This window comes from Iodidimonas nitroreducens, from assembly GCA_000710935.1.
Lineage (GTDB): Bacteria > Pseudomonadota > Alphaproteobacteria > Sphingomonadales > Rhodothalassiaceae > Iodidimonas > Iodidimonas nitroreducens.
In genome coordinates, this window is sequence record BAYV01000003.1 from 46,296 (window position 1) to 70,709 (window position 24,414).

Annotated in this window: 24 protein-coding genes; 5 read left to right on the forward strand and 19 right to left on the reverse strand. The window is 55.5% G+C overall.

The features are described from left to right. Positions 1-56: 56 nt before the first annotated feature. The 11 genes from AQ1_RS00860 to fliF form a co-directional block, all read right to left on the reverse strand. Complete coding sequence (locus tag AQ1_RS00860; RefSeq protein ID WP_042082985.1) at positions 57-3,323, reverse strand: TonB-dependent receptor; 3,267 nt, start codon at positions 3,321-3,323, stop codon at positions 57-59. A gap of 233 nt (positions 3,324-3,556) precedes the next feature. After that, positions 3,557-4,678, reverse strand: a complete 1,122-nt coding sequence (locus tag AQ1_RS00865) for a FecR family protein (RefSeq protein WP_042082987.1) — start codon at positions 4,676-4,678, stop codon at positions 3,557-3,559. 12 nt (positions 4,679-4,690) lie between these two features. Continuing rightward, a complete protein-coding gene (locus tag AQ1_RS00870; protein ID WP_161760356.1) occupies positions 4,691-5,197 on the reverse strand; it encodes an RNA polymerase sigma factor in 507 nt (168 codons plus the stop codon). 184 nt (positions 5,198-5,381) lie between these two features. Continuing rightward, a complete protein-coding gene (locus AQ1_RS00875) occupies positions 5,382-6,644 on the reverse strand; it encodes a NupC/NupG family nucleoside CNT transporter (protein ID WP_042082993.1) in 1,263 nt (420 codons plus the stop codon). Beyond that, positions 6,634-7,704, reverse strand: coding sequence for a radical SAM/SPASM domain-containing protein (locus tag AQ1_RS00880; protein WP_042082996.1), 1,071 nt, complete (start codon positions 7,702-7,704; stop codon positions 6,634-6,636). Before AQ1_RS00880 ends, AQ1_RS00875 begins: the two co-directional genes overlap by 11 nt. A 112-nt stretch (positions 7,705-7,816) precedes the next feature. Further along, positions 7,817-8,467 carry a DUF938 domain-containing protein gene (locus AQ1_RS00885; RefSeq protein WP_042082998.1) on the reverse strand — a complete coding sequence of 217 codons (651 nt, stop codon included), beginning with the start codon at positions 8,465-8,467 and terminating at the stop codon, positions 7,817-7,819. A gap of 76 nt (positions 8,468-8,543) precedes the next feature. After that, on the reverse strand, positions 8,544-9,575 hold the full coding sequence (locus AQ1_RS00890; protein ID WP_042083122.1) for a flagellar motor switch protein FliG: 1,032 nt from the start codon (positions 9,573-9,575) through the stop codon (positions 8,544-8,546). Between the two features lie 20 nt (positions 9,576-9,595). Then, the gene (locus AQ1_RS15385; RefSeq protein WP_042083000.1) at positions 9,596-10,525 is read right to left on the reverse strand and encodes a flagellar type III secretion system pore protein FliP; all 930 of its coding nucleotides are present in this window, start codon (positions 10,523-10,525) and stop codon (positions 9,596-9,598) included. Between the two features lie 17 nt (positions 10,526-10,542). Then, positions 10,543-10,815, reverse strand: a complete 273-nt coding sequence (gene fliN / locus AQ1_RS00900) for a flagellar motor switch protein FliN (RefSeq protein ID WP_042083124.1) — start codon at positions 10,813-10,815, stop codon at positions 10,543-10,545. 209 nt (positions 10,816-11,024) lie between these two features. Then, positions 11,025-11,705: a FliH/SctL family protein gene (locus AQ1_RS00905; RefSeq protein WP_042083003.1), complete on the reverse strand. Its 681-nt coding sequence runs from the start codon at positions 11,703-11,705 to the stop codon at positions 11,025-11,027. Beyond that, positions 11,705-13,411 carry a flagellar basal-body MS-ring/collar protein FliF gene (fliF, locus tag AQ1_RS00910; RefSeq protein WP_152550366.1) on the reverse strand — a complete coding sequence of 569 codons (1,707 nt, stop codon included), beginning with the start codon at positions 13,409-13,411 and terminating at the stop codon, positions 11,705-11,707. The genes AQ1_RS00905 and fliF overlap by 1 nt, the downstream gene beginning before the upstream one ends. Before the next feature lie 135 nt (positions 13,412-13,546). Here fliF and AQ1_RS14295 point away from each other — a divergent pair, with 135 nt between their 5' ends. The 4 genes from AQ1_RS14295 to AQ1_RS14300 are packed head-to-tail and all read left to right on the forward strand — an operon-like array spanning position 13,547 to position 16,406. Further along, complete coding sequence (locus AQ1_RS14295) at positions 13,547-14,083, forward strand: flagellar basal body-associated FliL family protein (RefSeq protein ID WP_161760358.1); 537 nt, start codon at positions 13,547-13,549, stop codon at positions 14,081-14,083. A gap of 22 nt (positions 14,084-14,105) precedes the next feature. Next, positions 14,106-15,155, forward strand: coding sequence for a FliM/FliN family flagellar motor switch protein (locus AQ1_RS00920; RefSeq protein WP_042083009.1), 1,050 nt, complete (start codon positions 14,106-14,108; stop codon positions 15,153-15,155). Further along, positions 15,152-15,634: a hypothetical protein gene (locus AQ1_RS00925; protein ID WP_042083011.1), complete on the forward strand. Its 483-nt coding sequence runs from the start codon at positions 15,152-15,154 to the stop codon at positions 15,632-15,634. The genes AQ1_RS00920 and AQ1_RS00925 overlap by 4 nt, the downstream gene beginning before the upstream one ends. Before the next feature lies 1 nt (position 15,635). After that, a complete protein-coding gene (locus tag AQ1_RS14300) occupies positions 15,636-16,406 on the forward strand; it encodes a MotE family protein (protein ID WP_052370666.1) in 771 nt (256 codons plus the stop codon). A gap of 9 nt (positions 16,407-16,415) precedes the next feature. On the opposite strand, the gene flhB is transcribed toward AQ1_RS14300, so the two are convergent. The 7 genes from flhB to AQ1_RS00965 form a co-directional block, all read right to left on the reverse strand. After that, positions 16,416-17,516 carry a flagellar biosynthesis protein FlhB gene (flhB, locus tag AQ1_RS00935; protein ID WP_052370668.1) on the reverse strand — a complete coding sequence of 367 codons (1,101 nt, stop codon included), beginning with the start codon at positions 17,514-17,516 and terminating at the stop codon, positions 16,416-16,418. A 7-nt stretch (positions 17,517-17,523) separates the two neighbouring features. After that, on the reverse strand, positions 17,524-18,288 hold the full coding sequence (locus AQ1_RS00940) for a flagellar biosynthetic protein FliR (RefSeq protein WP_042083014.1): 765 nt from the start codon (positions 18,286-18,288) through the stop codon (positions 17,524-17,526). An 18-nt stretch (positions 18,289-18,306) separates the two neighbouring features. Next, complete coding sequence (gene flhA / locus AQ1_RS00945; protein WP_042083017.1) at positions 18,307-20,370, reverse strand: flagellar biosynthesis protein FlhA; 2,064 nt, start codon at positions 20,368-20,370, stop codon at positions 18,307-18,309. A gap of 16 nt (positions 20,371-20,386) precedes the next feature. Continuing rightward, positions 20,387-20,653, reverse strand: a complete 267-nt coding sequence (locus AQ1_RS00950; RefSeq protein ID WP_042083020.1) for a flagellar biosynthetic protein FliQ — start codon at positions 20,651-20,653, stop codon at positions 20,387-20,389. A 38-nt stretch (positions 20,654-20,691) separates the two neighbouring features. Then, complete coding sequence (locus AQ1_RS00955; RefSeq protein WP_042083022.1) at positions 20,692-21,015, reverse strand: flagellar hook-basal body complex protein FliE; 324 nt, start codon at positions 21,013-21,015, stop codon at positions 20,692-20,694. A 45-nt stretch (positions 21,016-21,060) separates the two neighbouring features. After that, a complete protein-coding gene (gene flgC / locus AQ1_RS00960) occupies positions 21,061-21,477 on the reverse strand; it encodes a flagellar basal body rod protein FlgC (RefSeq protein ID WP_042083024.1) in 417 nt (138 codons plus the stop codon). 63 nt (positions 21,478-21,540) lie between these two features. Further along, positions 21,541-21,942, reverse strand: coding sequence for a flagellar basal body protein (locus AQ1_RS00965; RefSeq protein WP_042083027.1), 402 nt, complete (start codon positions 21,940-21,942; stop codon positions 21,541-21,543). 158 nt (positions 21,943-22,100) lie between these two features. Here AQ1_RS00965 and fliI point away from each other — a divergent pair, with 158 nt between their 5' ends. Then, positions 22,101-23,579 (forward strand): flagellar protein export ATPase FliI, encoded by a 1,479-nt coding sequence (gene fliI / locus AQ1_RS00970; protein WP_081836965.1) that lies wholly within the window; start codon positions 22,101-22,103, stop codon positions 23,577-23,579. Positions 23,580-23,603: 24 nt separating this feature from the next. Here fliI and AQ1_RS00975 read toward each other — a convergent pair whose 3' ends face one another. Next, on the reverse strand, positions 23,604-24,413 hold the full coding sequence (locus AQ1_RS00975) for a DUF1217 domain-containing protein (RefSeq protein ID WP_052370673.1): 810 nt from the start codon (positions 24,411-24,413) through the stop codon (positions 23,604-23,606). Between the last annotated feature and the right edge of the window lies 1 nt (position 24,414).

A 24,414-nucleotide genomic window follows, 5' to 3' on the forward strand; every position in this document is an offset into this window, starting at 1 on the left:
TTCATAAAAAAGGGGGCAGGCTTTGGCCGACCCCCCTTTTTTTGCATTTTAAAAGCCTAGAATTGAACCGTAACGCCCGCATAAAAGAAGCGCCCGATCTGATCGAAGACCACCGCATCATCCCCAAAGCTGCGGGTTTCCGGCACCCGTGCCAAAGGCGGCGGGGCATTATCAAACACATTATCCACACCGAAATAGACCTCGGTCAGATCAGCCAGACGATAGCGGACCTGAAGATCGGTGTACCATTCCGATCCGGTGCTGTTGGGATCGCGGAATTCAGGCGATTCCGCCAGATCAAGGCGCTGGCTGGAAATGAAGCGCTGATAAAGGCTGAAGGTGAGATCGCCCAGTTCATAAGTGCCCCGAAGATTCACCGTCCATTCCGGGTCGCCCAATTCTCCGGCTTCCCGATCCGGCACGGCCTGACCTTCCTGCGCAAAGAAATTAAGGCTATCGAGATAGGTGGCCACCAGATTGAGATCAAGGGTGCCGGGCACGGCATTGTTCGTCACCGCCCCCAGATCCATGAAATATTTGGCTTCGATATCAATGCCTGCGGCTTCCAGCGAGGCCACATTGATCAACTGGCTGGAAATGCTTTCAAAATTTCCATCCGGCCGGCGCGTGATGCTCTCGCAGAAGGGATTATCGATGGTTTCGGCATCCACGCAATTATTGGCCACCGCCTGCACCGGAAAGCTGTTCACCGCATCATCGATTTCAATATTCCAATAATCGACAGTGAGGCTGAAACCGGGGATCATGCGCGGGGTGAGCACGGCCCCGAATGTCAGTGTATCGGCGGTTTCTTCTTTCAGATTTTCATTGCCCCCGGTCAGCACCCGGGTGGTAACGGCACCAGCATTGGAAATAAAATCGGCCGGCAGCCCCAAAGCCGCGCAGTTGGCGGCCCGGCTGGAAGCTCCCGCTTGCAGATTTGAACTATCGCAGGGGTCTTCCAAAAACACATTGGCCAATCTTGTGGGGGCAAACAGCTCGCCGATATTGGGGGCGCGCACGGCCTGGCTCACCACCGCCCGAAAGCGAATATCGCTGATGGGTGCCCAATCGCCGCCCACCTTCCATGTGGTGGCGCTGCCGATGGTGGAATAATCGGCAAAGCGCACGGCCGCTTCCAGATTAACCTCTTCAGCAAAAGGCAGGCCGCGCAAAACCGGCACGCTGATTTCCCCAAAAGCTTCCCACACATCAAAGCTGCCAGCCACATCTTCGATGGGACCGCCGGGGAACACATCACCGCTATTGCGCAGGAAGCCTTCTTCGGTTTCTGCCGATTCCTTGCGGTATTCGGTGCCAAGGGCAAAGCCAAGCGCCCCCGCAGGCAGATCGATAAAGCCCGCGCTATCGCCGGTAATGGTGGCATTCACCACCTGCTGGGTCAGCCGCCCTTCGGTGAGAAAATCAACATGGCTGAAGGCCAAAGCATCCGCAGTTGCGGCATTGGGGCCCAGCACATTCAGGGGCACACAGCCATTCGATTGATCACGGCACACGATAGTGCCATCCGCATCACGCACCGCATCAAGCTGCTGATTGAAGCGCGACAAGATCTGTTCATTCTGAAATTCGGTGGTGTTGTCGGCCCGGCCATATTGATAATGCACGGTATAATCGAGATTGGGATGGATATCCCCCTTAAACCCGATTTCCAATTGGATGGTATCGCGATCCGAACGCGAGCGCCTTTGCCCCTGATCCACATTGGTGCGCGAAACAAAAAAGCCATCTGCCCCGTTGTTCGCCAGAATCGTCTGCAATTCGGGCGGTACGAAAGGATTATCAGCATTTAAAAAGATGGGCGAAAAGGTGGGCAGGGTAAAGGTGGGCTGGCCAGCGGTTGCGCTTTCGCTTTGGGCATATTTGGCATTGGCAAACAGCGTTACCTTTTCATGCAGATCATAATGCATCCCGGTTGAAACGATCAGGCGTTCAATGGGCACCTGCAAAAGATCGAAAGCGGAAAGATTAACAAAATCCCCACCCTGGCTCAGAAAGGGTTCGGGCAATTGCCCCAGATCTTGGGAAATCAGATTGCCATTCTGATCAAAGGTGAAAGGGCCGCCATCCGCTTCAAACAGGCCAAGGGTATCGGGTGCCACCACCCGGCCCCCGCCCGGCGTACCGATGAAGCCGGTATTTTCAAACAAAATCTGATCGGGCACCCCATCATTGGGGCCGCTATTGGCCGGATTGCTGGCAAAGCGCAGATTTTGGCTGGCATAGCCGCGATCCAGCGCATCGATGGATCGTGTTTTATCATAGCTCGTGTTGAAATAGACATTGCCGCGACCATCATCGAAATTGGTGCCCGCGGTCAGGCTCAATTGATAGCTTTCACCATCGCCCTCATCGGTGATCCCCACCTGACCATCAAGCTTCAGCCCCTGGAAATCATCGCGCATGATCAAATTGACCACCCCCGATACGGCATCGGCACCATAAACCGCCGAAGCCCCGCCGGTGATCACCTCAACCCGTTCGACCATCGCCGTGGGAATGGTATTCACATCCACTGCCGTGGTGCCGGGGCGGCTGCCCACATGGCGGCGGCCATTCACCAGAACCAGTGTGCGATCAATGCCCAAGCGCCGCAGATTGAGGAAATTAGCCCCTGCTTCCTGCGGATTGTCATTGCTGTTGGCCAAGGTCTGCGTTGCCCCGATGGCGGGAAGATTATTCAAGGTATCGGCCAGGCGGGCATCGCCGTTCAAGGCAATGGCGCGGGCATCGAGCATGGTGACGGGGATCGGCGTTGCGGTGCCGGAGCGCCGAATGCGCGACCCTGTCACCACCACTTCTTCGATCATCTGTTGATCGGCCTGCGCAGCCCCGGCACCCTGGGGTTGTCCTGCGCCCGTTGCCTGCGCCATTCCGGCCATCCGCGCGCCACTGGCTGATGCCAGGCGGGTCCAGCGCTCATCCTGACCATTTTGGCTATCTTTTTGCGCGGATCTGGTCAGAACAGCGATGGTTTTTTCATCGATCTGGCGAAATTCAAGGCCGGTGCCATCCAGAAGAATCTGCATCGCCGCAGACGGGGTATAATCGCCCTTCACCGCTTTTGCATTGAGCATCGAAGCATCATTGGCAAGCCACGCCATTTGAAAGCCCGATTGTTCGGCAAAACGCTGCAAGGCGGTTTCCACCGCCTGTTCTTCAATCTCGAATGTGCGCGTGTCAGCCTCGACGGCGCTTGCCTGCAGCGGGCCCTTATCTTGGGCCGCAACACTGCCGACATAAGCGGTGCTGGCCAAAGCCATCGCAAGTGCATATGCAGAAACACTGGTCTTGAAGGTCATGATCTTCTCCCAAACTGTCCGCCCTTGATGGTACGCGATCCAAGGCTTTTTAAAATTCGCATCTCATCGTGCCAAAGATGCAGATCAAACCTTGCCCACAGGATTGTTTAGTCTTCCTGTGAAAAGAGTGACGTTTGAGCGATGCTTTTCGGGTACCCGATTTTGTAAATTTAATATAAATCACGAATATGGTGATTGCGGATCATTATAATAATCTAGCAAAAGGCGATATATTATATATTATCATGAATGTTTTTGATCAATATTCTGGATCGCCCGAAAATCAGGGCTTCCACCGGTGCGAATGCTTCCAGCGTATGTGAAAAAGCTTCGGGATCGCGGGAATCAAAAACCCCGCTGATCGACAAATCGGCCAAATCCTCATCCGCCAGAATGATTTCCATCGTGTTATAACGATTGAAATCCGCCACCACATCGCCAAGGCGCGCGGCTTCAAAAATCAGCTTATTCTGCCGCCATGACACCACTTTTTCCAATGGCACATCATCCGATCTGCGGATCAGGGGATCGTTATCCGCGCCGCCATCAAAGCGGCTCAACACCGCCTGTTCATTCCGGCTCAGGCTGGTTTCCCACGCTTTTGCCACTGTGCCATCATCGGCTTTGGTTTGGCGCAGCATCACCTTCCCCTCCACAACCGTAACGGCCAGATCATCCGGGCTAAGGCGCACATTGAATTCGGTGCCCACCGCCTGCACGCTGGCCTTATCAGTCCGCACCACAAAGGGCCTTTGGGGATCTTTGGCCACATCAAAATAGGCCTCACCCTCGATCATCATGATCGTTCGTTCATGCTGGCTGAAGCGTATTTCCAGTTTCGACAGCGTGTTCAATTCAATCACCGAGCCATCGTCCAAAGCAATCATCCGGCTTTCGCCCTTGCGGGTTTGGAATGACTCCACCGCCGGGCCGAAAAGATTATCCGCAATCTGCGTAACCAGCACCCCACCCCCCAAAGGCGGGAATGAAAGAACAGCCACCGCCACCAGCATGATCACGGCGAACGCCGCCGCCATGCGCCGGTCCTTCATCGCCCCGAAAAAGCCGGATAATCGCCCTCCGTGCCCGTCCGCATCTTTGGCTGTCGCCCCATTATGGGCGGGATATAAACGGATCACATCGCTGCTGGGATCAAGGGCTGCGCCATAATCGGCGGCCTCGGCCCATAAGGATAAAACTGCCCTATATTCCTGCAAATGGAGCGGGTTTTCATTGATCCAATCGGCAAAGCCTTTCTTTTCAGCCGCCGTCGGCACCCCCGATTGCATGATGATGCACCAATGGGCCGCTTTTTCATGGCGTGATCGTTCCTGATCCATCGTTTTGTTATTCATTTTCAAAACGCCTCAAGCCCGATCCGCCGGATCGCCGGCAGGCTGCATATGGGCCCGCAAATGCGCCAAAGCTTTGACCAGATATTTTTTCACCATATTGTCGGAAATCCCCATGCGATCGCCAATATCGCGATAGCTCAATCCATCGCAACGGCTGAGCAGAAAAGCAGTTTGGCATTTGGGCGACAGATCGCCAAGCAAGGCGCGCATCTGGCGCAGGCGGGCGCGATGATAAGCATCGATTTCGGGAGAAGATTGCGCAGCAGGAATATCGGCTGGCAAATCCCCCGCCATCTGCACATGCCGCCGGCTGACATTGGCCCGGCGGATATGATCCTTCATCACATTTTGCGTCGTGCGAACCACATAAGCCGACGGATTATCGACGCGCTTAGGCTGTTTGATGGCAGAAAGCCTGAGCCAGGCATCATGCAAAATATCGCGGGCATCCTGACGATCCCCCAGGCGCGCCGCCACCATGGCATGGAGCGCTTCACGCCTTTCCAGAAAAACCGCCAACAATGGATTCTCCTGATCGGAAAGCTGCGGAATCGTCCCTCTCCCAGATTTATAGCCCCTCCCCAAACTGATACCATAGCAGAGTTCCATGAAAATGGCACGGCAGGGGATGTCAGCTTCAATGTTCAAGTACAGACGTTTGGGAGGCCGGGTTCGGGTACCGGACATTTAAAAAACCCCGATTTTAAAACAGCACAAGCCCGGCAATCGCCCCTGTGGCCCCGGTCGCCAGATTGCCCGCAAGCCAGGCCTTCGGCCCCAAAGCCGCGATTTCCGCCCGTCTTTCAGGGGCCAATGTTGCAAAGGTGGCGACCTGAAGGCCGATGCTGGCCAGATTGGCAAAGCCGCACATGGCATAAACCATGATCAGCGAGGATCGTTGGGATAACGCCCCCGCTGGCAATTCCGACAGGGCCTGATAGGCGATAAACTCGTTCAAAACCGCCTTCGTTCCCATCAATTGCCCGGCCACCCCGGCTTCAGACCAGGGCACCCCGAATAAAAACACGATGGGCGCAAAGATCCAGCCGAACAACCGATCAAGGCTGAGCGGCGCCCCCCCGATTTCAGGGGCCAGACCCAAAATGGCATTGGCCAGATAAACCAGCGCGAAAACCACGATCAGCATGGCCATCACGCTTAAAAAAACCTTCAGCCCATCTTCGGTGCCCCGCACCAAAGCATCCAAGGAACTGGCATAGCGCACGCTTTGATCAAAATCCTTCGCCCCGGTGGCACTGTCACCCGGGATCATCAGCCGCGCAAATAACAGCGCTGCGGGCAACGAAATCAGGGAAGCGGTAAGGATATGGCCGGTGGCACCCGGCACCACGGGTTCGATCAAGGTGGCATATAAAACCAGCACAACCCCCGAAACGGTGGCAAGCCCCGCCACCATCACCATGAAAATTTCCGCCCGCCCCATGGTGCGTACATAAGCGCGCAAAACCAGTGGGCTTTCCACCACGCCCATGAACAGATTGGCCGCCGTGCCAAGCCCCACTGCGCCACCAATTCCCAAACTGCGCTGTAAAGCCCAGCCCAATCCGCGAATGATGGCGGGCAAAATCCGCCAATGCCATAAAAGCGCCGACAAGGCGGCTGTGACCAGAATGATCGGCAGAATTTCAAAGGCAATGATCAGGGTTGATGCCCCGGCTTTTGCCTCGAACGGTAAAGGGGCGCCCCCCAGATAGCCAAACATATAGGATGAGCCCGCGCGCGACGCCTGTTCCAGCACCATCACGCCTTCGCCGGCTGCTTCCAGTAATTTCCATAACATCGGCACACGCAGGAATAAAAAAGCCAGCACGATCTGCAAAAGTACCGCGCCCACCACCCAGCGCCATGAAAAAGCGCGCCGATCCTCGCTGAAAAGCCAGGCAATACCAATCAGCACCGCCAGACCAAAAGCTGGCTGAATGGAAACCAGAACATTATCCAGCATAGCTGCGCACGCCCTTTTCGCTCAGGCGTTGCGCGCGGAGATCAGCAATGACCTTGCTCAAAACCTCGCGATGGAAAGCATCGCAGCCAAAACATAAATGGCCCTGAATTTCCCCCTTCGGGTTTTCGCGCATGGATTTTTCATAGAATGTTTCGGTATCCCAACCAAATGATAGGCCCATGCGTTCGGGATGGCCCATATTGATGGCCTCGAACGCCGGATGCCCGGCAAGGCTATCGAGAATATCCACCAAGGCTTCCTGTTGCAGATTGCCCAAGGGTGAAGCCGATTTCAGGCAACAGGGATAAACATCGCCATTCGGCTCGATCGATACTTCAGACCCGGCATGGCCATGATCGAGAAAATGCAGCCCCCCCGACCAGCCATTGCAGAAATTATCGCTGAATGTGGCTTTCGACAGGCCATTCAGCCAAGACCGACCCCGGGGCCATAAAGCGCCGATCCATTCTTCGCCATTGGCGCCAAACATATCATAAACCGGGCCCTCTTCGTCCGCCCAGCCCATCACAGGAGCATGATAGCCCGATTTCCTGATCCCCCGCCGGGCAAACAGATCTTTCAGATGAGCAACAAGCGGCAGTTTTTTATCACCTTCAAGGCCCACATGATAATCATCCATGCCGGAAATTGAAATCATCCACATTCCGCGCGCCAAAAGATCATCAAGGATTTCAGGGGTCACCAGATCCCCCGTGGTTTGCACGATGATCCGCACCCCGCCCTGATCGCGATATTTGCGGGTGATCGCCTCCATCGCCGGATACAGAATGCGGGTGCGCACCGGATCGACCAGCACATCGCCCCCCGATAAAACGATCCGGCCAATCTTTTCTTCGGGCTCGCCCTGTGCATTACGGGCATCAAGATCGCGATAGGTCATGCGTTCAGGCAGATTGGCGATGATGCGAGCATAGGCCTGTTCGCCTTCCACCACCACAGATTCAAGAGCATCGCGCACATAAGGGCGAAAGCGATCATCATAGCAATGTTTGCATTTGCGATGGCAGGCCCAGCTCAGAACATAATAGATCGATTCCACACTCTACCCTTGTCTTTCAAATCGTCCCAAGTCACAGCCCAATAGGCATCACCCAATAAACATATTTTGCCCAATGGGGAAAGAGACAGCGATCCCCCTTTAGCCGATGGGCTCAGTTTGATCTTTCAAAAATCAGTGAATAATTATTGGCGGGCATGGCGATCTGATCGATCAGGATCAGATGATGGGATCGCGCCAGATCGGCTATGGCCTCCAGATCGCGCACCCCCCAGGCCTCATCCTGCGCCTTTAGCCATTGATCAAAATCTTCATTGCTGGGCGCTGTGTGGGTGCCCTTGATTTTATAGGGACCATATAAAATCACCCGACCGCCCGGCGGCAAAAGCTGCGCAGCGCCCCGCATCAGCCCCTCAGCGCAGGCCCATGGGCTGATATGCACCAGATTGATGGCAAGAAGAGCGCAGATCTGTGGCCGGGTACCCGCAAAAGGCTGCGCCCAATCGGGGGCAGAAACATCGAGCCGCACCGGATCGCGCAGAGAGGCTGATGGCTGCTCCATCGCCCAGGCCCTGATGCTGCGCAGATTATCTTCATCAAGATCGCTGGGCTGCCACAGCCTTGGCGCCAGCTTTGGGGCCATATAAACCGCATGTTCGCCGGTTCCCGATGCCACTTCCAAAATCATGCCATCTTGCGGCACAGCTTTATAAAGCACCTGCAAAATGGCCTCGCGATTGCGTTCGGTTGCGGGCGCATGGCGCTTCGCATCAGGCGCAAGATGTTCAGACGGCGGCTGGCTCACGATATTTCCCGGATCAAAATAAAGGCTTTCCCTAGGGTCCTGACCCTAGCATGATCCCATCAGGAAATCATCTGACCTAATAGATCACCTGACTATTGGCGTTATCGCCCCGCTGGATCACGATCGCCCCGGCTTCGGCCAGATTTTTTGCCTTTTGCAAAATATTGTTCTTGGCCTGCTCCACATCCCGGGCCAGCACCGGCCCCATGGTTTCGATGGAATCGCGCAAAATAGCCCCGGCGCGTTCCGACATCTGGCCAATGAACATATCGCGGATGGGGGCTTTCGATCCCTTCAGCGCATAAACCAGCATATCCGTATCGCAAGAGCGGATAAGCACCCCCAAAGACATGGGGTCCAATTCCACCAGATCATCAAATGTGAACATCAATTGCTTCACAAGGGCCGCCGAATCCGGCATGTCGCGCTCGAAATCCTCGATAAAATCATCAAGGGATTTGGGATCGGTGCGGTTGAAAATCTCGGCCAGTTGTTCATGGCTGTCGGTGGTTGCCGCCAAGGCATAATTGAGCATTAATTCCTTGTGCAGAACTTCTTCCACATCGCCCACCACCTCTTGGGGGATCGATTGCAATTTGACGATCCGGCGCATCGCCGAGCGGGTGATATGGCGTGGCAAAAGGGGTAATATCTTGGCGGAATGATCGGGGTTCAGCTTGGACAGCACCACAGCCACGGTTTGGGGATGCTCGCCTGAGAGATATTTTGCCAATAAATGCTCATTCACGCTCGATAGCTTTTCCCATGTGGTGCGTCCGGCGGGGCCACGAATATAATTCATGATCTCGCCCACCTTATCATCGGGCAGAAAAGCCTTCAGCATCCGTTCGGTGCTTTCATAAGAGCCGACCACCGAACCCCCCTTGGCGAATTGTTCGGTAAAGCGATTGATCAGATCTTCTAAAACCGATGCCGTGATATTCCCCAAACCCGACATGGCACGGGTGACGATCCTGATTTCATCCTCATCAAGCCGCTCCAGCAATGGGGCGGCGCGTTTCTCGCCCAAGGCCAGAAACATGATCGATGCCTTTTCAGGGCCGGTCAAAGCCACATAATTATCCCGAACGATCGATTGTCCTGCCATGGTCGCGGTTCCTTCCATTCTCAGCCGGCAAAAGACAGCACAAGGCTGCCCGCCAATAATTGCCAGCCATTGATCAAAACGAAAAAAATCACCTTGAAGGGCAAGGCGACGATGGCTGGCGGCAGCATCATCATCCCCATCGACATCAACAAGGCCGCCACCACCAGATCGATGATCAGGAAGGGCATGAAAATCAAAAAGCCGATTTCAAAAGCGCGCCGCAATTCAGAAATCAGAAAAGCCGGAAGCAAAATCCGCAAGGATACCGCATCCGCCCCCCCATTCTCTGCGCCGCCCCCTGCAGCCGGGCCATCTGCCATTTGGGCCGCCCGGTCGATCATCGCCAGCAGATCCTTGCCGTCCATTGCCGCCGCCCCGCCACCCGGGCCGGATGTTTCTATGGATGGTGATGCGGGCGGGGATGGGGGATCGCCGGATGGATCCTTTACGGCCCCGAAACTGCGTGCGGCCAGTGCATCGAAAAAGGCCAGTTCGCCGCTGCCCACCTGCATCAGCATGAAGCTTTTCACCGGGGCAATAATGTTGCTCACCCCTTGTTCCATGGTCACATCTTCATTGATCATGGGCCGCATGCCTTCATTCCAGGCGCGCTCAAAGGTGGGGGCCATGATGAAAGCGGTGAGAAAAAGGGCAAGGCTGACCAGAACGATATTGGGGGGGGCCTGTTGCAGCCCCAGGGCCGAGCGCAGGATCGACAACACCACCACGATGCGGACAAAACTCGTCACCATGATCAGGATACCCGGCGCAAGGCTAAGCACAGTGATCATCAAGATCACCTGAAACAACCGGGCGGTGAGGGTGGCATCGCTGCCGGTTCCCAGATCAAAGCTCATGGATTGGGCCAGCGCCATGCCCGGCCAGATCATGAAGGCGGCGGCCATCAAAAGAATGCCCAGATGAAAAGCGGTTCTCCGGCTTTGCGGCATATCCCCTCGCCCTTATCTTAATTGTGCGTCATGCGCATATCGACGATATCGGTGAGGGTGACCCCCAGCCGATCATCTTCAACGATCACCACTTCGCCCCGGGCTACGAGATGGTTATTAATGTGGATATCCACCGATTCCCCGACCTTGCGATCAATTTCCACCACGGCACCCCGCCCCAGCTTCAAAAGCTGATTAACGGTGAGCGCCGCCGACCCCAAAACCACCTTGATATTCACCGGCACATTATAAAGGGCGGAAAGGCTGTATTTGCCATTTTCATCGGCCATCACCCCGCCATCGCCGCCCCCGCTATTGCCGGCAGCGGCCTCACCGGCTTTTTTTCCCGCCGGTTTATCTGACGGTTTGGCCGAGGATTTGCTGGTGGATTTTCCGGCTGATCCCTCTTTTTCCATTCCGACCTCGGCACTGGCTTCAGTTGCGCCTTTTGATGCTGGTTTTTCATCTGGCTGTTCGCCGTCAAAATCTTTCAAATTCATCAGAATGTTCCTTCTTCATGGTCTGATTTCAAACGCAGGTCGAATATGGTTCCGATCATCTTGTCGATGCGGTCCAGGGTTTCCTGGGGGTCATGGCGCACCGATCCCCGTGCCCATGTGATGGCGATGCCAAAATCGCTCAAATGATTATTCTGCTGCACCAGCAGGCCATTCATCTGGGCTTTCATGGTGCCTTCACCCTGCTGCACCAGCCGGCTGAGGGGATCGGCCAAAAGGCGACCGGCCTCGATCGTCAGGCTGGGGGCATCGCCATGCTGATGCAGAGCCTGGCGCACCAGATTTTGCGCGATGGTGAGGGCATGATCCTCGGTCAAACGATGCGCCAGCTTTTGCAACAGGGCCAAAAGGGTGCGGGTGGCCTGCTGCTCCATATCAGCCAGAATATGATCAAGGGCTTCGCGGGCATCGGGCATCTGATCGCTGATATGATCAAGGGCTTCTAAAATCAGGGCATCGCGTTTGGCCGCAATGGCTTCGCTGGCGGCTTTTTGCCCGGCGGCATAGCCTGCCTGATGGCCCTCTTCGCGGGCTTTTAGCTGCGCGGCCTCAAGATCGGCATCGCTGTGACGCAGGATCAATTTTGGATCGGCTGCCGGTTCCTTGGGGGGGGCAGCGTCTTCCTGATCGAAATCACGATGAAAGGCAAAGGGGCGCTGCATCAGGCGGCATCCTCATAAATCCAGCTCCGCAAGATCGCCACCACCTCATCGGGGTTATCTTCTACAATATCGCCCAGCTTACGCAGGGAGCTTGCCCGCACTTTTCCTTCAACCGCGCGCACCTCCAGCATTTGATCAAGGCGTTCATCCACGCTGGGTTTGGGCAGGGCCCGTGCCCCGCTTGCCGCCGCATCATCGGGGCCATCGAGCCGGGCCTGTTCACCATCCGCGCCCGGCTCCAGCGCCAGATCGCCATCCCCGCCCTGCTCCGATGATCGCCCTTGCGCGCCCGCAATGGCCAGCCTGTTTTCGTTATTGCCCTCGCGATTGGCCAGCGATGTGATCAAGGGCCGCAAGCCAAAAATGCTGACCAAAGCAATCGCCACCAATAAAACCAGATAGCGCAGAATGCTCATCAGATTGGATTGAACGAACGCCATCAAAGCAGACCCCTGCGGCGGGAAGGCGGTGCTGGCAATATCGATGAATTCCAGATTTTCGACCGTCACCTGATCGCCACGGCTGGCATCAAAGCCGATGGCCGATTTCACCAGATTTTCAATGCGCGCCAGTTCCTCGGCCGAGCGCGGCACATAAACCTGATTGCCGGCCTCATCGGTTTGGTAGATGCCATTCACCAGCACCCCCACCGATTGCCGGTTGATGCCGCCGGGTTCTGTGCTTTGTTCAAACACGCGCGAGGAAATCTCGTAATTCGTGACCTGTTCACTGCGCTCGCTGTTATTGAGATCGCTGGCGGCATTCTCGGCGCCTACCACCACCTGAGGCAGGTTCTGTTCCACGGTCACGGGCTGTTCATTGCTACCCTCACGATTGATTTCGGCTTCTTCAACCGATTGGGTGGAACGCACCGCCGTTGCCGAGGGATCAAAGGTCTGCTCACGCAGGCGGCTGCGATTGCGGGCAAATTCAACCGCCGCCTGAACCCGCACATTCTGCGCCCCCAAGCGCGGGGCCAGCAAAGATTCAACGGATCGGATCAAAGCCAGTTCGGCTTCGGCTTTCATGCCGGTGGCCGCCCCGGCCATATCCGATCCATCATTGGCAAAAATCTTGTTGCCCCGGCTATCCATCACCGTCACAGCCGATGAATTAAGGCGCGGCACCGACGCTGATACCAGCGATTGAATGGCACTGGCCTGCGCTTTTTCCAGCGCGAAATTTCCCCGCATCCGCACCACCACCGAAGCCGAAGGGGTGATCTGTTCGCGGGTAAAGGCATCGCGATCCGGCAAAACCAGATGCACCCGGGCCGCATCCACATCGCGCAGTGCGGTGATCGTGCGGGCCAATTCCCCCTCTAGGGCGCGCAAGCGATTGATCTGCTGCATGAAGCTTGTCAGCCCCAAAGAGCCCTGCTGATCAAACAGCTCATAGCCCATCGCCCCACTGCTGGGCAGGCCTTCTTCGGCCAGAGCCATCCGCGCCCGGGCCACGCTGGGCTGGGGCACGAAAAGGGTTGTGCCACCGTCCCGCACATCGACGGATATGCCCATCTGCTCAAGGGAACGGCTGACCTTACCCGCCTCGGCCAGATCCAGCCCCGAATAGAGAAGCGCCATCGGCGGCTTGGCCAATTGCGCGATCATTACAATCAAAATCACAAGGAGCGTTGCACCCGCAAGGCCCATAACGATCAGGCGATTGCGATCCATTGCCCGAAGAGAGGCAAGCAGCTTGGTCACAAGATTTCTACCTTTGTTGTCTGTCCGAATGCCCCAAAGCTACGACAGCCTGTTTAAACTCAGTTCAAAGATGTGATGCTAATAATCACTCACGAACACTTGGTAGAAATGCAAAAAAGAGCTTTTTTAATTAAAATGCCAAATAAAATTGAAGAAGATGACGAAATCGATGAGCCAAAGAAAAGATGGCGTCCGCATCTTCGCTCATCGGCCCGCAGACACCTTGGTCTGGCTTTGGCTGGCCTTTTGGGGCTGCCGTTGGCGGGCCTGATCGGCCTGATGGCAGCCGTGGGGCCGGATCGGGCCATGAGCCTTATGGGCGAGACGATGATCGCGATCCGCGCATCCTTTGGCCCGGAAATCAGGGAGCGCCCCCCCGCTTATGTGCATCTGCCCGATCTTCTGGTCAATGGCAGCGGGCCATCCGGGCCGGTGGTGATCAAGGCCCGGATCGTTTTGAAAACACCGGCGCTGATGGTGAGCCGGGTCGAGGCTGCCGAACCCCTGATCATGGATATGATGCTGGAATTTTTCCGCGAACTGGGGGCCCGCGATACCTATGGCAGCGCCGGGCTTTACCGGATGCGCTCTGAATCCTTGCGCCGGATCAATCTGTTATTGGGTGATGAGATCATCGAGCAGGTGCTGATTACCGATCTTTTGGTGCAGTAAACCATCATGAAGGGGTGGATGAATGGCAAATGAGCCGCAAACCGACGATCAGCAAGGCACTTTGGGTCAGGCTTTTGCCGCTGCCGTTGATGTTGATCTTTCCAAAAACGAACTGGATCAAAGCGATATCGACCGCTTGATGAGCGATCACGCCACGGGCTTTGATACCCCTGAAACAGTGATGCAGAAAATCGCCAATTCCACCATCGTCAATTATGAACGCCTGCCCATGCTTGATGTGGTGTTCGATCGATTTGTGCGGCTGTTTGGCGAAAAACTGCGGCAATTGATGTCAGCCAATCTGGAAGTCAGCATCGATCAGGTCTCGGCCATCCGCTTTGGCGATTTTATCGAACAGGTGCCTTTGCCCTGCCTTGTTTCCATCCTGAACGCCGTGGAATGGGAAGATAAATGCGTGGCCGTGATGGATCACAGGCTGGTTTATACGGCGGTGGAAATCCTGCTGGGCGGGCGCGAGATGCTCGATAGCGATACTTTGGAGGTGCGCACGCTGACATCGGTTGAACGCAGGCTGGTCACCCGGCTGATGACGGTGTTCAGCGGGGCTTTGAGCGAGGCCTTCACCCCGGTTTCAGATATCGCCTTCAATGTGGATCGGCTGGAAACCAACCCGCAATTGGCGATGATTGCGCGCTCCACAAGCGCTTCGATCCATGCCCGTTTTGCCATCGAGATTGAAAATCGCCATGGTTTCGTGGATCTGGTGATGCCCTATTCCATGCTGGAGCCGGTGCGCACCTTGTTGTTGCAGATGTTCATGGGGGAAAGCTTTGGCCGCGACAATGGCTGGAAAAAGCATTTCCGCGATCAATTACAGCGCACGGAAATCCGTTTGGATGGCGTTTTGGCCGAAATGGAAATCCCGCTGGCCACCGCCTTGGGCTGGAAAGCCGGAACCTTCATCGAATTGAACAAAAGCGCGGATGGCAGCGCCGATCTTTTATCCGGCGATATGCGCCTTTTATCGGGGCATATCGGCCAAAGCAAAGGCCAGATCGCCATCAGGATCGAAAAGAATATCTTTGATGCTTCTGAGGAGCAAAATGCATGAATGGGATGCTCATCAATATTCTTGTGATTGTCGCCTTGCTGGCGTCAGCCCTTTATTCCATCCGGCTGAATAAAAAAATCAGCGAGATGCGCACAGCGCTGCGCGATATGGAAAGCCTGTTCAAGGATTTTGGGGCACAGGTGGATCGCTCCCAATCGCTGCTGGCAGATATGAAAGCCGCTGGCGATCATATCGCCACGGTGCTGGATGAAGGCGTGTTTGAAGCCGAGAAAATCAATAGCCGTCTTAACCTCACCCTTGATCGGGCGCATCAGCACCGGGCCCCGGCCCCCGCTTTTTCCACCCCGGCCAAAGCGTCTGATGCCCCCCCGCCTTCGTCGCAAGCTTCAGCCCCTTCACCAACGCAACCATCCGGCCATCAACCGGGTTTCAAAAAGGTTTTATGGCCATTGGCTCAAGCCAGAATCGAACCCATAAAAGGGGCAAATCCTTTTGATCCTGTAAGCAAGGAGCGCTGATATGGCGGTTTTTTCATTTCGGATCATGCCCATCAGCATCGCCGTTTTATCGATGGCCGCGATGGCCCAAGCCTATCAACTGGCCCCGAACAATGACGAAGCTTTGAAAACAACGGCCGCCGCCCAGCCACAGCCGGATGATGAGACGACCAAGCCCTATAATGCCTTTGGCCAGCATGATCGCCCCTGGGCGCGCAATTTATTGCCGAAAAATGCACAATCCCCATCATCCTTGCCTGAGGAATTGGCTAAAAGTGTACGCGATAACCGCAAGCCCCCGTCCTCAGATAACGAGAATATATCTGAATTGACCGCTCTTTTTTACACGACCGATGCTTTCACCTCGGCCCGAGCCGAGCGGGTGCCAAGCCGGGCTTTGGCCCTGATCCGCGAGCGCGAAGCCGATCTGGCCCGTCAGGAAGCCGATCTGGCCGATGCCCGGGCCCTTGTGGAAGCCAGCCGCAGGGCTGTGGCCGCTGATTTTCAAAAGCTGCAGGATCTGCACCAGAAAACCAGCCAATTGCTTGATCGCCTGCAGCAAACCGAAGAAGCTGATCTCACCCGCATGACCAATCTTTATCAGAATATGAAGCCCAAAGAAGCGGCGGAAATCCTGAACGAGATGGATGAACGGGTGGTGGCAGCGGTGATCGAGCGCATGCCCGAACGCATCGGCGCCCCCATTCTGGCGCGCATGGATGTGCAAAAAGCCCGCCTTGTCATGCGCCTGTTTGCCGATCGCAAAGCGGCTTTTCTATCAAGTAATGGCTAAAAGTTGGGATCAGCCCTTCTTTTTCTTATTATAGGCGCGGCGATCTTCTTTCATCACCACGGTCAGGATCTGGGCGATCATCTTATAAAATTCGGTGGGGATATAATGATCGATCTCCACCAGGGGATATAAAGCCCGGGCAAGGGTGGGATTATCCACCACCGGCACCCCTGCTTCTTTGGCAACACTGCGAATTTTCAAGGCCAGTTCATCCACCCCCTTTGCCAGACACAGGGGTGCGGGTGTCTGCCCCCGCTCATAGCGCAGGGCAATGGCATAATGGGTTGGGTTCATGATCACCACCGATGCTTTGGGCACCTCGGCCATCATCCGCCGTTTCACCCTTGATCGGCGAATCTCCCGCAGCTTCGCCTTGATCTGAGGATCGCCCTCCATCTGCTTGTGCTCGTCCTTGATTTCCTGTCGCGACATGCGCAATTGCCGCCGCCAATCAAAGCGCCGCCACAAAACATCAAGAATGGCGATCACCATATAAACCAGCATCACAAAAAACAGCAATTGCACCGATAAAGCGCTCAAAAGTCGCGATAATTCATCGATGCCATAGCCGGTGGCCTGTTCGATCCCACCCAATTGCTGATAGATCAAAATCCCCACCACCAAACCCACCGCCAGCACCTTCACCAGGCTTTTGATGAATTCCACCACAGATGAAAGCGAAAATAGCCGCTTGAACCCGGCAATGGGCGAGACCCGCTCGGTTTTCGGGGTGATCCGATCCGCCGCCAGCATGATCGAATTCTGCATCCAGCCTGATAAAAAGGCCGCCGCCACAAAAAAAGCGGCAATTACCGCCAGGGGTGCAAACAGGCCATAAAGGATCTGCAAAGCCAAAGCCCGCAAATCCCCCTGGGCGGATTGCACATCGATGGCATGGGATTGCATGATCAGGGGCGAAATGCTGTTGGAAATCTTTGATGTGAACTCAGCACCATAAAAAGCCAGCATGATGAGCGCCGCCAGTATCGACATGGCATTCGCCACTTCCCGCGAGACCGGCAAATTGCCTTTCTTGCGGGCCTCATCCAGCTTTTTCTCTGTTGGCTCTTCGGTTTTTTGCGATTTATCCTGATCATCGGCTGCCATCATCGCCCTCCTACAAGACCGTTAGGCGCATCAGCCAATCGGCATAGCTGTCGCGAAACAGGGTCAACATCGCCGAAACAGATAGAATGAGGATGAAAAGCCCCCCGGCAATCGCCGCCGGGATCGAGACGAAAAACACCGGAAGCTGCTGCATCGCCTTGTTCACAAGGCCAAGGCCCAGATAATAAATGAACCCCAAAACCAGAAAGGGCGAAGCCAGTTCAACTGCCAATCGAAAGCTGTGGGCCACAACGGCTACAAAATTTTGCGAAATCCAATCCATATCGGGGATACGCCCCATCGGCAGACCGATATAGCTGCGCGCCAAAGCATCGATGCTCAAAAGATGAAGGCCTGATGCAAAAATGAAAACCAGCCCCGAAAGCATCAGAAAGGCCCCCACAACCGAACCAAGCTGCATCGAAACATTGGGCATCACAAAAATATTCGACAAACCGATCATCTGGGAAATCATCTGCCCCGCCGTGACCAGTGCGGTGATGAACATCCGCCCCGCCAATCCCAGAAAGGCCCCGATGGAAATTTCAAAAAACAGAGCCTGAAACAATATAAAAGGTGCATCGGGAAGATCAGGCGCCCCATGGCTGAGCAGGGGCATCAAAGCCCAACTGAAAACCAGCGCCAATAAAAGCCGTATCCGGGCGGCAACAAAAGATTCCCCATAGCCGGGGATGAACATGAAGGCCGTTCCGGTTCGCGCGAAAATCAAAAGCAGGATATAAATCTCGCGGCTGAGAAGGGCTTCCAATGTCATTTTTTGCCCCTCGCAAAACTATATCTGATCCAGAGTTTTAACCGGCGTTTTCGGATCAAGCTCGGCATGCGACAAAATCGGCGTGGTGGGGCTGACCCGTTCCAGAAGCGAGCGCACAAAGGGCCGGGCTTCGGCCCCCACCAAAAGAGCGGGCCAGCAATGGGCGCTGGCATGGGTTTGAATTTTCGAGCGCGCCTGCGTCACGAATTCAGTGACCAAAGAAGGCGGCATGGCAAAAGAGCGATCTTCGCCTTCGCGGCGGATATGCTCCAAAAAGGCCTGTTCCCATTTCGATGACAAGGAAATCACCGCAATGAACCCATCGGCCCCCTTCAAAGTGGCGGAAATCTGCGCCGAAAGCCGCGCGCGCACATGCTCGGTGATCAGGGTGACATTGCGGGTCCAGCCGATGGCTTCGGATATGCCTTCCAAAATCAGCGGCAGATTGCGCACCGATAAACGCTCGGCCAAAAGCGCTTGCAACACCCGCTGGATGGCCGTGGATGAAAGCTGCGATGGCACGATATCGCCCAGCAGCTTTTCATAATCGGGATCAAGATTATCCAGCAAGCGCTGATAGGCGGCGAAGGTCAGCAGATGATGCAACTGCCCTTTCAAAACTTCTGCCAGATGGGTGATGATCACGCTTTCCGTATCCACCACCGTATAGGCACGGGCTTCGGCCAGTTCGGCTGTTGCATCATCCACCCATTTGGCAGGCAGGCCGAATGTGGGTTCCTTCGTCGCCTCGCCCGGCACATCCACATCGCCGCCGCTGGGATTGATCACCAGCTTGCGGCCCATCATCACATGGCCGCGTGCCACTTCGATATCCTGCACCAAAATGACATAGGCATTGGCATCGACATAGGCATCATCACGGATTCTGACCGGGGGCAGCAAAAAGCCGAATTCCCGGGCAAAGCGCATCCGCAAGGATTTCACCTTAGGGGGAAGCCCCTTATCGGGCGCTGCGATCAGGGGCACCAATTGCCCCCCCACCTGCACCTCTATATCCTCGATCTTCAAGGATTGTTCGGCGCTCTGCTCTTTATCCGGCAGGGCCGCACTGGCGGTTTTTTCATCTTCTTCGGCGCGGGTTTTCAAAACCCCTTTATGCACCAGCCAGCCCGCTGTTCCTGATAAGCTGCCCAAAATCAGAAAAGGCAGCGCGGGCAGGCCCGGCATCAAACCAAACAACACCATCAAAGCCGCCAACAGCATCAAAGCCTTTGGATAGCCGCCCAATTGCGCCACCACGCTCACATGGGCGCTGCCGGTATTGGAGCCTTTGGCCACTAAAAGCCCCGCCGCCAATGAAACCACCAAAGCGGGCACCTGACTGGCCAGCCCATCGCCCACAGTGAGGATGGTATAAGACGCCGCCGCCTCACCGGCTTCCAGCCCCATCTGGACCACCCCGATGATCATGCCCCCGATGATATTGATCGCGGTGATGATCAAACCGGCAATGGCATCGCCCCGCACGAATTTGGATGCGCCATCCATCGATCCGAAAAACGAGCTTTCATCTTCAAGCTGCTTGCGCCGGGTTCTAGCTGTTTTATCATCGATCAGCCCCGCCGAAAGATCGGCATCAATGGCCATCTGCTTGCCCGGAATGGCATCAAGGGTAAAGCGCGCCCCCACCTCGGCAATGCGGGTCGCCCCTTTGGTGATGACCACGAAATTGACCACCACCAAAATCGCAAACACAATGAGGCCAATGACAAAATTGCCCGATATGATGAAATGCGATAGCCCCTGGATCACCCCGCCCGCCGCATCGGGGCCGGTATGACCTTCGGCCAGAATAAGCCGGGTGGACGCAATATTAAGGGCCAGACGAAACATCGTGGCGACCAGCAAAATCACCGGAAAGCTTGAAAAATCAAGGGGCTTTTCGATCCACAAAGCCACCAAAAGGATCAGGAAGGCCAAAGCCATAGAGGCCGATAATCCGGCATCCAGCGCCCAGGCGGGCATTGGCAGAAACAAAACCGCCAGAATGCCCAGCACACCAATGGCAAAAATCAGATCCTGATGGCGTTTGGCGCCATGGGGCAGAGCAAGGCTTGCCATACGATTTATCCTGTTATCAATAGCCCCGGATCATCATATCCACCAGAAGTTCGGCATAGCGGGCCATGGCCTGATACATGAATGGCAGGCTGATCAGCACCGCAAAGAAGATGGCGAAAATCTTGGGAACGAAGGTGAGGGTGATTTCCTGAATTTGGGTCAGCGCCTGGAAAAATGCGATCAAAAGGCCCGAAAGCAAAGCCGCTGCCAAAGAAGGGCCACCCACCACAAGCCCGGTCCATAAACCTTCACGGATCACCGTGATCACATCGGCTTCATTCATGGTACGCCACCATCCGACCCGGCATTGCCCAGCATTGCCTAGATCGGCATTCTGAGGATTTCCTGATAGGCGCTGACCAGCCGATCACGCACCGCGATCACCGATTGCACGGTCATATCGGCGGCCATCACCGATTGCACCACCTCCTGCACGCTGGCTTTACCGCGCAAAGCCGCTTCGGTGACCGCTTCCGAGCCGCGCACGCGATTGATCGCGGTCTCGACCCCGGCTTTCATGAAATCTTCAAAGCTGACACCGTTCTGATCGGTGAAGGATGCCGCACCGGGGCCATCAAGGCCCATGGATTGGGCGGTGTTATAGGCCTGAGCTACATGTTCGACGGGGAGAAAAGTGATCGCCATGGCTGAAATTCTTCCAAGCTTGTGGGGGATATGAAAAAATGAGGATCAGGCGCGGCGCAAAAGGTCCACCGTGCTCATCACCATTGAGCGCGCCTGTTCGATGACATTGAGATTGGCCTGATAGCTGCGCGAGGCTTCACGCATATCGGTCATTTCGATCAAAGGCTTTACATTCGGCATCAAAACCATGCCATCGGCCCCGGCTGAAGGATGGCCGGGATCATGGACTTCCAGAAAATCGGAGCGATCCACACCAATATTTTTGATGGTCACCAGCTCTGCGCCGGTGGCGCGATCCATGATCTGATCAAATACCACGGTTTTCCGCCGAAAGGGATCACCCCCCGGAACGCTGGCCGTGGAATTGGCATTGGCGATATTTTCTGCCACCACCCGCAGGCGCAGGCTTTGGGCCTGCAGCCCGTGGGATGCAATTTTCATCACAGCTTCAAGGGCATCCATAGCGCGGCTCCTGACTATTCATCTGCGGGGGGTTTGCGATTGTGCGATCAGGGATCATCGCAATCAGGCCCTGAAGCTCAGGGCGGTGCGCATCATGTCGCCGGTTTTGCCCATAATCAGGCTGGTCAGGTCATAGGCCCCGGAAATCTGCGAGGCTTTCATCATTTCCTGTTCCAAAACAACACTATTGCCCGCCGGTGCCCGTTCCCAGCCATCGGCCTTGCGATCAAGGGCAAAGCGCTGTTCGCCGGCCAATGGCCCCAGATGATCGGCATGGGTGCGGGCCGTGGTCATGGCCATCCCGAACGCCTTATCTATCACCTGATCGAAGGGTTTCAAATCCTTGGTCTGGAAATTGGGCGTATCGGCATTGGCCACATTGCTGGCCACCAGCTTGTGGCGTTCGCTTAAATATGAAAGCCGCATCTGCGCCATGCGGACGACTTCTATTCCATCAAGCAGCATCTGAAAGGCTCCGGTAACAGAATCAATTCCTGATTTGGCTCACAAAACCATGCACGCGCTGACTTAAACACGATTTAAAGGGAACAATTTTATCTTTTACGTCTCTTTGACGGGGCGAACCTATGCTGATGGAAAGGCATCCATAAGCGGATATTTTGATGAAAATATTTGATGAATTAACGCTGGAACTGCGCGCCATGCCCGGCCCGCGCTGGCAGGGCTCGGTCACCGCAACGGCGGGCCGCACGCTTTTGGTGGAAGGGCTGGAAACCCGCCTGGCGGTTGGCGATATCTGCCAGATCATGCGCCGCGATGGCACCCAACTTCAGGCCGAGGTCATCGGTTTTCGCGATGGTCAATCGATTGTCATGCCGCTTCAGGATATGGATGGCATCAGCCATGGCTGCAAGGTAATGTTTGATGGGGCCTATTTCAGCGTCAGGCCCCATGATGGCTGGCTGGGGCGGGTGGTAAATGCTTTGGGCCAGCCCATCGATGGCCTTGGTCCCCTGCCGCAGGGCGAATTCGTTCTGCCTTTGCGCAACACCCCCCCCAATGCCATGAGCCGTCGCCCGGTGGGGGGCAAAATCCAGACCGGGATCAAGGTCATCGACCTGTTTACCCCCCTTTGCCGGGGCCAGAGAATGGGAATTTTCGCAGGCTCGGGGGTCGGCAAATCCACCCTTTTATCGATGCTTTTGCGCCATTCCGAAAGCACGGTGAATGTGATTGGGCTGATCGGCGAACGGGGCCGCGAGGTGCGTGAATTCATCAATGGTTTGGGCCGGGCCGGCCTTGAAAAATCGATCATCGTGGCCGCCACGTCCGATGAAAGCCCGCTGATGCGCAAACAGGCAAGCTATCTCACCTTGGCTTTGGCCGAAGATCAACGCAAGCGCGGCCGACAGGTTTTATGTGTGATGGATAGCGTCACCCGCTTTGCCATGGCCCAGCGCGAAATCGGTCTTGCCGCAGGGGAACCACCCACCGCCAAGGGCTATCCCCCTTCGGTGTTTTCGGAATTGCCCAAGCTTTTGGAACGCGCCGGACCGGGCATCAACCGCCAAGGCGATGTGACCGGAATTTTCACCGTGCTGGTGGATGGGGATGATCATAATGAGCCGATATCCGATGCCGTGCGCGGCATTCTGGATGGCCATATGGTGCTATCGCGAAAGCTCGCGGAAAAAGGCCGCTTTCCAGCTATCGATCTGTTGCGCAGCCTGTCGAGAATGCTGCCCGATTGCCATAATGATTGGGAAAATGCGGTCTATCGAGCGGCCCGCAAATGGATGGCCATCTATGAAGAACGCGAAGACCTGATTCGTTTGGGCGCCTATAAGCAGGGCTCTGATCCCGATGTGGATCAGGCCATCGCCTATTATCCCAGGCTTGAAGATTTCTGCCGCCAATCCACCCATGACCATGCCAATCAGATGGAAGCCTTTGAAACACTGGCCGCAATCATCGAATTTAGCGATCCCCCACCCCATCATCATGATGGAGAACAAGATCAATCCAAATGGCGCAAAGACGATCAAAAAAGCGAGGTGCGAACGGGCACCGTTTTAGGCCCTGACGAAAGCGGCCCCCTTGCCATGACCGCTGATCATCGGCCTGCGGTGATGGACTCCTGAAACCTTCGATCATCGGGCTGAATATTAAAAGACGAAAGGCCCACGCACCGTGATGGGGGGGATGGATAGCAGATTATTCTGCCCCGATGAGGGCAAGGACAAAGGCCTGAAGAGGCTGAGGCGGTCCGCAGCAACCCCGGAAAGACCGCCCGCACCGCCGCCATTTTCCAGATCATGCAGGATCGTGAAGCGTTTGATGAATTTTTCCAGTTCAACCGGATCTTGCAGTTTTTCCAGATCAAAGCGGCTTTCAAGCTTGACCGCCAAACGATCAAGATCTTGCGAAAAAACCTGTTGGGGCAAACGCAAGGCCACGCGAAACACTTCGGATAAAGCGCGATCGGCAAAAATATCGAAAAAGGATTTGATGCGCGGCGCCTGTCTTTGGAAAAACAGGGCGAGCTGCACGGCTTCATTCTGCTTGCCCTGCTCTTCTTCCACCTTCACCGATAAAAACTGCTGAACAACCGCTTTGGTCAAATCGAGATCGCCATTTTTGGGCGCGCCGGGACCGCCAAAATTAAAGGCAGCGGCAAAATCCCGAAAGCGCCGATCCGTCATCCGCCGGGCCAAAGACCGGGGATCATTCAGATTGCTTTCCAGCACCTGCTGCACCAAAGCCTTGGCAAAAAACTGGCTTTCAAGCCCAAAGGCGGTCAGGGAAAAGCGCAAAAGGCGGCTATCCTTCACCAGGTCTTCGGCGCTTTCCACATTGGCAATATTGTTCACGAAATATTCAATCTCGCGGCGGTTTTCCCCCCGCGAAGCCATCGTCTCAACCTGCTTATTGAAGGTGCGATCCACCAGAGAAAACTGGGCAAAGCTGCTGGTCATG